The following is a 6074-nucleotide window of genomic DNA, read 5'->3' on the forward strand; positions in this document are numbered from 1 at the left end:
TCCTTAAATTGAAATCTATTTTCACGAAAATGTTTATCTTTAGCAGAAATTAAATCGTTCGCTGGCTTCGCTTCTGCGTCAAGCCGCAAAACGTTAGCGGTTATTTTAAGAAAACCTCGTATTTAAAGAAAAAATAAATGAAAAATGTAATATTTATTATTCTAATCTTAAGTAATTTTTGTTCGTTTGGGCAGAATGATTCTTTAGAAAAAAGAATAATAAATCTTGGCAAAGACAACACCAAATTAATTAAATCGGAGAATATTAATCTTGACAGTATTAAAGTTAAAGTTTTTGTTTACGAAGACAGAATTGAAACTGAGAGTTACTTTGAAAAAAGTGAAAGTAAACTTAATGTAACTTATTTATTAATTGGAAATTCTTATGAGAAAATTGTAACTCGAGAAAATTATTCATCTTTGCCAGAAGATTTTTGGCGAACTTATATTTACAAATTTAGAAATGGTAATATAGTTGACGAAGAAGAACGATTGTATTCTAGTAGCAAAATGCACGGAATTGCTGGACATATTGCAGATGAAGTCAATGAAAGTTACAGTAAAACTCTAAATTCAGAATTCTTGAAAAAATATGTAGTTGAATTATTTACAAAAATAAAAAACAACCGCTAACAACGGTTTTATTCAATTTTGCAGGCTTGGTCTTTTTCTATCTTGGAAGTTTTTAAATCAAAAATTTGTCTATATTTGTTAAGGCTTGGTTATCAATCAGCAAAACTGAAATAAAGCCGCAAAACGTTAGCAGTAACCTCTGAAAAACTGACAAAATGATTGACGAAAAATTAGATTTCAGATTATTAAAATTCAAAAATGGAAAACCTTTTTTTGCAATAGTAAACCTTGAAGTTTATAGAAGTGACATTGGAAATGAAATCATTGAAGAATATTGCGGAGAAGGTTGGTTAAGGCAAGGTAATATTGAAAGTGTTCCAATGAAAGGTTATGAAGATTGGAAAAAAGGTGTGAAAAATGGTTTGGAATTTGCATTATCAAAAAGTAGCGAAAAATGGAAAGTCAAAATAAAGAAAGTAGAAGGTAGAATTGGAACAGACACAAATCCAACAATTATAGGTTTTGCTACAATTTTAGCTTTTTGCGAACAAACAAAATTGAAACTAGATAGCGAAATAATTGAAAAAATTGAAAATTTCACATTCAAAAGTTGGGAAAATAAAAATGATGAAAAAATACCGAATTTTATAAATTTAGAATATGAGAGATAAGGCTACTGCTAACAGCCGTTTTGCGCTATTGCGAGAAAAGTGCAAAATTGATGTTTATCTTTCGCAAAAAATTTTATCTTTAACAGAAAATAATCAGTTCCGAAGCTCGCAACAGACGCAAAGCGGCAAAACGTTATCTGCAATTTTAAACCGACAACCGTGAAAAACATTTTATATTATCCATACATAAACATTCCCAAAAATGATTGGACTGTAAGAACATTGCTTTATTATGACAATATTGGCACAATTGTTCCGCAAGAATATATTTGGGAACCCGAAAAAAGTTATGATTCGTTTATGTGGGAATTAGTTAGAATGTCTTTGGTTACACCGATAAATCCAATTGAAGTCTTTGCCAATCCTTGGGAAGTAACAAAACCTTTTATAACTCAAATCAGCGAAAAAAAATTATCTCTTGAAAAAGCACAAAGTAGGTTTAAAGAAAGTGATAAACATACTTTAATTAACACTCAAAAATTTAGAACAGCGAAAATTCACGCTGACAAATTTGATAATGAGGTTTTTTATAGTTTGGAGAACCTTGGCTTAGCAAAAAGAGATGATGGAAATTGGTATTCAGTTGAAACGAAAACCGCAGACCAACTTATGAAATATACTGCGACTTTAGTTGGAATGAAAACTAATAGAATACCAACGACAGATGAGATGCGACCTCGTTTCTTTTCTTCTAGAAACTTTAAATATCAAAGAAAAAGAGAAACTATTTTAGAAAATTTAATCCCTTTTCCTGAACAAATCAATTTACACAAACTTTTAAATTTCAAAGAAAATCACTCTGAATTATTAGCAGCATTAACTAACAAAGTTGAAAAACTAGTTTTAGATGACCAAATAAAAGAGGGAACAGATTTATTTAATGAAAACATTAGAGAATTAGTTATAAGAAAAGGAGAATTGACAGCCAAAATGAACGAAAGCCAACTTGGTAATATTATTTTTGGAACAGCGTGTGGAATTATTGGCGCAGTTAAAGGCATATCTGAATCTCAAAATCTTTCCGGCGTTTTGTGGGGACTTCCAGGTTTTGGAAATGCAATTTATTCAGCGTTAAAAATAGAAAATGCCGAAAAAATTTTTGATCAAAGTGGAATGAAATATCTTGCTTTAATTGATAAGAAACTGAGATAACAAAACTGCAGATAACAGTGTATTTGCAAAAGGCGGGGTTGAACAGCGAATATGAAGACCTGATGCATTTAGTCGCAACTTGCTTTTCATATTACATTTTTTCGTAGATTAGTAATCTGCAAAAGCAATTTGCTTCCTTCGGTCGAAATTGAACTTTCAGTTAAATTTAGCCCGCCCTTCGCAAATACTTTTTCCGTTGGCAGTAATTTTACAAAGACACTTAGACAATGATAGAAACAGATAGAAGAGCAGAACAACAATGGAAAAAATCCGACATTAGTTACACCAACTATGTAAATTTCATTTCTTCTAAATCTGATAAATTTAAATTGACTTTAATTGACCTTTTGTATGTTTCAAACTTCAAAGGCGGTTATGCTACAATAAATGAACCTGAAGAAATTATCAAAGAAAAACTTATTGTTTATGGACAATTATTTAAAGAAATAGATGAAAGGTTTTACAACAAGAATTTAAACAATCTTGATGACAATGAAATAACTGAACTTATAACATTTTCAGAGAAATTAATAAGACTAACAGACTATAAAAGCGAAAATAAAATTGATGGATTTAGCGTTTCTTTTTTGACTGCGTTATTACATTTCTACTTTCCAAATTTATATCCAATATTAGACAGACGTGTTTTGAATGGACTGAAATTAATCACAGAAACCGACCTTGATAAACAAGGACAAGTTAAAAAATTAAAAGACTTTTATTCAAAGCTCATTTTGGAGTTTAAAAAGAGAACAAGAACTCAAACAATTAGAGAACTTGACAAAGAACTATTCATAACTAAATTTTAGACAGTGCATTACCAAGAAAAAATAGACAAAATATTTGGGAAAGGAAGTTTATGGAAACATAGAACTTTAAGAACATTATTTGACCCAAATTCAAGTGAGTACAACCAAACAACAATGGACAAAAAACTTGAAATATTGAAGAAAATTAAAGAAAACGAAATTGACTTAACCGAATTGCTTAATGACTACAAAGAATTTTACACAGAAGAAAATAAAATTCACGTTGTAGATGTTGCTGACGAAGGACTTGAAATACTATTGAAACAAGAAACGAAATAAAAAAAACTACTGCCAACAGCAGTTTGGCAAAATGGCGGGTTCAGTGCTAAATTGAACATTTGGATTTCAAATCAATATTAGTGCTAAATTGAAAGTGAGTGCTTCTAAATCCGCCACTTCGCCAAGCTGCAAACCGTTAGCAGTAATGGTAGGACGACCCAACCGACAACAATAGAGAATGAGAAAAACGACATTTAAAATATCAAAAATGGACTGCCCATCCGAAGAGCAAATGATACGGATGAAACTTGCCGACTTGACAAACATCAACTCGTTGGACTTTGATATACCTAACAGACAACTGACCGTTTTTCACACAGAAAACCATGACCAAATTTTTCAGCGACTTGACAACTTAAAATTTGATACTTCTCTTATTGATAGCGTTTCGGCAGACAATTACATTGCAACAACCGACAACACTGACCGTGAGAAAAAATTGCTTTGGCAAGTTTTAGCCATAAACTTTTTCTTTTTTGCACTTGAACTTACGACAGGTTTTATTTCAAACTCAATGGGACTTGTAGCGGACAGTTTGGATATGCTTGCCGACAGTATTGTTTACGGACTTGCACTTTTTGCAGTTGGCGGAACAATGACACGAAAGAAAAATATTGCAAAATCGGCAGGTTATTTTCAATTGACACTTGCGGTTTTTGGTTTTATAGAAGTTATCAGACGATTTGTTGGAACGGAAACAATTCCAGCATTTCAGACAATGATAATTATTTCAATTCTTGCTCTTATTGGTAATGGACTTTGTTTGTATTTACTGCAAAAAAGTAAAAGCAAAGAAGCTCATATGCAAGCAAGTATGATTTTTACTTCTAATGACGTAATTGTAAATCTTGGAGTAATCGTAGCAGGCGGACTTGTTTACTTGACAAACTCAAAATATCCTGACCTTATCGTTGGGACAATTGTATTTTTCATCGTTGGACAAGGAGCATTTAAAATCTTGAAACTATCGAAATGACGGACGAAAACAGAACCACTACTGCTAACATCGGTTTGGCAATATGGCGGCTGAAGTGCTTCTATAAAACATTTGTGCAAGGTTCAACGGCAGTAATTCTATTGAACTTTAGTGCTAAAAATCCGCCACATCGCCAAGCCGAAAAACGTTGCCTGCAAGCTTAAACCACCTCGATATGAAAATCATAAATACTTTTATCAAACTGACAATTATCGGGTCAACTGTCTTCCTTTCATGTTCACATAAAAGTGGTGAAAAAGACGAAATGACACTCTCGGCTCGGATTAATAATTGGGAAAAAGATGGAGATATAAATTATTTGCTAATCAAAACCTCTTTAACAAATTCCTTGTCCGACACAGTTACATATATTAGTATGTCATGTTCTTGGCAAGACTCATATACTACTGACACAAAAGATTTATTCATTTCTGTGAATGAATGCGACAAAAATGTTCCACAACTTATTAAAATTCCACCACACAGCAGACGAGACACGGTAATTAAATTAACAACCAAAAAAAATATTAGACAACTAACAGGATTACGATTTAGAATTGGCTTCAACTTTATAAGGGCTAAAAATAATAACGAGATGTTTTCCAAAGTTTCGCAGCTACCTAAGATGAATAATGTTATTTGGAGCGACACATTAGAACTAAAATAACCCCTTTCAACAAAATCAACTATTAAAATGTTATTAAAAGAACTCATAGGGAAAACTATCACTGATATTTTTGAAATATCAAAATGCGAACATAGAGGACTTGATAAAAGCGAATGTTTTGTGGAATTAGACAATACCACTATAATTGGCATACCTTATAGTTTTGCAACTTCCGAAGATGAAGTATCGGTAAAAAAACTTGATGAAAATGCAATTACTATTTTTAAAAACTTGGATGAACTACACCCTATTTATCATATCAATAAAGAAGAAAAATCTATACCAGAAATTGCTAATAAGCATGCAGAGAAGAAACCGACTTTATTTGAAAAAGCAAAGCATCTTATTAGCAGAAAAAAAACAATCATTAAGACAAAATACATTAAAGAATATGATTCTTATAAAGTTGAGTATATTGAAAATAAATTAAAACATATCAAGGGTAGAGCTATCAAAGACCTTATAACTTTTGGTGGTGATGACGAAAAGTATTTTTTTGAATTGGACAATGGCTATTTTATAACGGAAACAAACTTTTCACCAAACGGGACTGGACAAATTGGAATTAATCAATATGAAAATTTAGCTGATATTATAAGTTGGAAAGGAAATGATTTTAAAAGATTATCAAACAGCATATGAAAAGCCAGCAGGCAACAGCGGTTTTGCGAGATTGCGAAATATGTGGTAAATTCACATTTTTCTTTCGCGAGAAATTTAATAATAATAGAAAATACTCGGTTACGAAGTTCGCAACCTCGCAAAGCCGCGGCACGTTACCAGTAAGTGGCGAACTGTACGCAGAAAACCTATTTGACCGTTGAATAGTTTCTGAATTTATGTCCACTTCTACTCTACTTTTTTATAAGCTTCTGAGTATAATTTAATGTTCAGTTTCTATTTAACAGAAACCAAAAAAGCGGACAAAAATTCAGCAACATTTGAAAG

Annotated in this window: 8 protein-coding genes; all 8 read left to right on the forward strand. The window is 31.8% G+C overall.

Annotated elements, in window-relative coordinates:
- The first annotated feature begins 137 nt into the window (after positions 1–137).
- The 8 genes from Q361_RS12905 (at position 138) to Q361_RS12940 (ending at position 5768) form a co-directional block, all read left to right on the forward strand.
- Positions 138–632 (forward strand): hypothetical protein, encoded by a 495-nt coding sequence (locus Q361_RS12905; RefSeq protein WP_103727147.1) that lies wholly within the window; start codon positions 138–140, stop codon positions 630–632.
- Positions 633–787: 155 nt separating this feature from the next.
- Positions 788–1243: a hypothetical protein gene (locus tag Q361_RS12910; protein WP_103727148.1), complete on the forward strand. Its 456-nt coding sequence runs from the start codon at positions 788–790 to the stop codon at positions 1241–1243.
- A 159-nt stretch (positions 1244–1402) separates the two neighbouring features.
- Positions 1403–2395: a kinase gene (locus Q361_RS12915; RefSeq protein WP_103727149.1), complete on the forward strand. Its 993-nt coding sequence runs from the start codon at positions 1403–1405 to the stop codon at positions 2393–2395.
- A gap of 227 nt (positions 2396–2622) precedes the next feature.
- A complete protein-coding gene (locus Q361_RS12920; RefSeq protein WP_103727150.1) occupies positions 2623–3204 on the forward strand; it encodes a hypothetical protein in 582 nt (193 codons plus the stop codon).
- Between the two features lie 3 nt (positions 3205–3207).
- Positions 3208–3483 (forward strand): hypothetical protein, encoded by a 276-nt coding sequence (locus Q361_RS12925; RefSeq protein ID WP_103727151.1) that lies wholly within the window; start codon positions 3208–3210, stop codon positions 3481–3483.
- Between the two features lie 178 nt (positions 3484–3661).
- A complete protein-coding gene (locus tag Q361_RS12930; protein ID WP_103727152.1) occupies positions 3662–4459 on the forward strand; it encodes a cation diffusion facilitator family transporter in 798 nt (265 codons plus the stop codon).
- 376 nt (positions 4460–4835) lie between these two features.
- Complete coding sequence (locus Q361_RS13655; RefSeq protein ID WP_146047037.1) at positions 4836–5126, forward strand: hypothetical protein; 291 nt, start codon at positions 4836–4838, stop codon at positions 5124–5126.
- Positions 5127–5153: 27 nt separating this feature from the next.
- The gene (locus Q361_RS12940) at positions 5154–5768 is read left to right on the forward strand and encodes a hypothetical protein (protein ID WP_103727154.1); all 615 of its coding nucleotides are present in this window, start codon (positions 5154–5156) and stop codon (positions 5766–5768) included.
- Positions 5769–6074 lie beyond the last annotated feature (306 nt).

It is taken from the genome of Flavobacterium croceum DSM 17960 (genome assembly GCF_002917885.1).
GTDB classification, from domain to species: Bacteria; Bacteroidota; Bacteroidia; order Flavobacteriales; family Flavobacteriaceae; genus Flavobacterium; species Flavobacterium croceum.

Bases quoted from the DNA above. Each gene is read 5' to 3' on its own strand.
- Q361_RS12905 (WP_103727147.1), top strand. From the start codon at position 138: ATGAAAAATGTAATATTTATTATTCTAATCTTAAGTAATTTTTGTTCG.
- Q361_RS12910 (WP_103727148.1), top strand. From the start codon at position 788: ATGATTGACGAAAAATTAGATTTCAGATTATTAAAATTCAAAAATGGA.
- Q361_RS12920 (WP_103727150.1), top strand. From the start codon at position 2,623: ATGATAGAAACAGATAGAAGAGCAGAACAACAATGGAAAAAATCCGAC.
- Q361_RS12930 (WP_103727152.1), top strand. From the start codon at position 3,662: ATGAGAAAAACGACATTTAAAATATCAAAAATGGACTGCCCATCCGAA.
- Q361_RS13655 (WP_146047037.1), top strand. From the start codon at position 4,836: ATGTCATGTTCTTGGCAAGACTCATATACTACTGACACAAAAGATTTA.
- Q361_RS12940 (WP_103727154.1), top strand. From the start codon at position 5,154: ATGTTATTAAAAGAACTCATAGGGAAAACTATCACTGATATTTTTGAA.